At 66.9% G+C, this 2256-nt stretch carries 2 protein-coding genes; both read left to right on the top strand.

Annotation, left to right across the window (positions count from 1 at the left end):
• The first annotated feature begins 97 nt into the window (after nucleotides 1-97).
• On the top strand, nucleotides 98-1321 hold the full coding sequence (locus VF662_RS07840; RefSeq protein ID WP_464139606.1) for a DUF2171 domain-containing protein: 1224 nt from the start codon (nucleotides 98-100) through the stop codon (nucleotides 1319-1321).
• Between the two features lie 110 nt (nucleotides 1322-1431).
• Nucleotides 1432-2256: NADP-dependent oxidoreductase (locus VF662_RS07835; protein ID WP_464139604.1), on the top strand; the 825-nt coding region annotated here is incomplete at its 3' end.

Genomic DNA, 2256 nt, shown 5'->3' with positions numbered 1-2256 from the left:
ACGGGCCGCCTTACCCCTTCGTTCTTCCCGCTGGACCGCAAGCGCCGGATCGTCCGTGCGCCAGTGACGCGGATCCGCCACAGAGTAGGAGGATTTCATGGGCTACGGCGACAACCGTTATGGCGATGATCGATGGCAGGGACGCGGCGGCCGCGGCGAAGGTGGCGAAGGCCGCTGGGAGCGCGAGCGCAGCAGCTTCGGCGACTGGGGCAGCGACCGTGAGCGCGGCAATCGCGGCGGCTCCGGCAACGAGGATCGCGGCTTCTTCGAACGCGCGGGCGAGCAGGTCCGCTCCTGGTTCAGCGACGAGGACGATCGCGGCGGGCGCGGCTGCGAACGCGGCCAAAGCGGTGGACAGGGTGGGGGCGACTGGGGCCGCGGCGGTGCAAGCTTCGGCGGCGGCTTCGGCAACCAGCGCGGCTGGGGCGACGATCATTTCGACCGGCAATATGGCTCGCAGCAGCAGGGCCGGGGCCAGCAGCAGGGCCGTGAGCGCGAGGATTTCGAGTCCAGGGGCGGCCCGGCAGGCGGGCGTTCGAGCTATGGCGGCGGCGGTGGCGGCACCGCCGAGCCTTGGGGCGGCTCCGGCTTCGGCGGGCTTGACGACAATGGCCGCCGCTTCGACCGCGTAGACCCCGGCCATGTCGGGGCGCAGGGCGCGCATCCGATGTCGTCTCCGGTCGATTCCGGCTATGGCGCGGGCGCAGGCATCTCCGCCGGCGGCGGCGCCGGAAGCTCCGCGGCTCGCTATGCCGCGATGGGCCAGGCCGGCGAACGCCACATCGATACCGCGAAGCTGCTCGGCGACGATCGCGGCGGAAGGCAGCAGGGCTATGACAATCAAAGCGGGTTCCATCACGATCCGCATTATTCGGAATGGCGCCAGCGCCAGATCGAGCAGCTCGACAACGACTATCACGCCTATCGCCAGGAGCATCAGTCGAAGTTCGAACAGGATTTCGGCGGCTGGCGCGAGAAGCGGCAGACCCAGCGCCAGCATATGGGCTGGGCCAGCGAGCATATGGAGGTGATCGGCTCCGATGGCCAGCATATCGGCACTGTCGACAAGGTGCGCGGCGATCGCATCATCCTCACCAAGAATGACGAGAATGCCGGCGGTATCCATCACTCGATCCCCTGTTCCTGGATCGAAAGCGTCGATGAGCAGGTGAAGGTCAACAAGACTGCCGAGGAAGCGATGAAGGCCTGGCGCGACGAAGAGCAGAACCGCGCCCTTTTCGACCGCGGCAATGAGGGAAGCGACGGTCCGCATATGCTGAACCGGAGCTCCTCGGGCACCTACAGCGATCGCGACGAATAGAGCCGCGATTGCCGACAAGAAGGCCCGGCGGGGAAACTCGCCGGGCCTTTTTTGACTCTCCGCTCCGTTGAAGCGAAAGCGACCACCAGCTTCAGCGAGGGGAGAGCGAAATGACCGGGACGCGCGCATGGCATCTGAAATCGCGGCCGTCGGGCATGCCGGACATGGACAATTTCGAGCTGAAGGAGATGGACCTGCCGCCGCTCGACGAGGGGATGATGCGGGTCGAGAATGGATGGCTTTCGGTCGATCCGTACATGCGCGGACGGATGAACGACGTGAAGAGCTATGTCCCGCCGTTCGAGGTTGGGGCGCCGCTTCAGGGCGGTGCAGTCGGCAAGGTGGTGGAGAGCCGCTCCGAGAACCTGGCGCCGGGCGATACCGTTTTCCACATGCTGGGCTGGCGCGAGCAGGCGGTTGGCAAGGCCGAGCACTTCACCAAGGTGCCGCCGATGGGCGTGCCGGACCAGCAATGGCTCGGCAATCTGGGGCTGACCGGCGCGACCGCCTATTTCGGGCTGCTTCGCGTGGCCGAGGCCAAGGAAGGCGACATTGTGTTCGTCTCGGCCGCCGCCGGAGCGGTAGGGTCGGCGGTGGTGCAGATCGCGAAGGCCAAGGGTATGACCGTGATCGGGTCGGCCGGCGGCGAGGAGAAGTGCGCCTGGGTGCGCGAGCTCGGCGCCGATGCGGCGATCGACTACCGCGCCGGCCCGATCGTCAGGCAGCTTGCCGAGGCGGCGCCGAAGGGGATCGACGTCTATTTCGACAATGTCGGCGGCGATCATCTCGACGCCGCGCTGGCGAGCGCGCGCAACAACGCCCGCTTCGCGATCTGCGGGATGATCGACAGCTATAATGGCGGCCAGCCGCCCGCGCTTCGCTATCTGATGCGGATCATCGGCGCGCGGATCATGCTGAAGGGCTTCATCTACACC

The organism is Allosphingosinicella sp., assembly GCF_036387215.1.
Classification (GTDB): Bacteria; Pseudomonadota; Alphaproteobacteria; order Sphingomonadales; family Sphingomonadaceae; genus Allosphingosinicella.
Note: the sequence above shows the minus strand (reverse complement) of the source record. Positions and strands in the feature narration are given on the sequence as shown.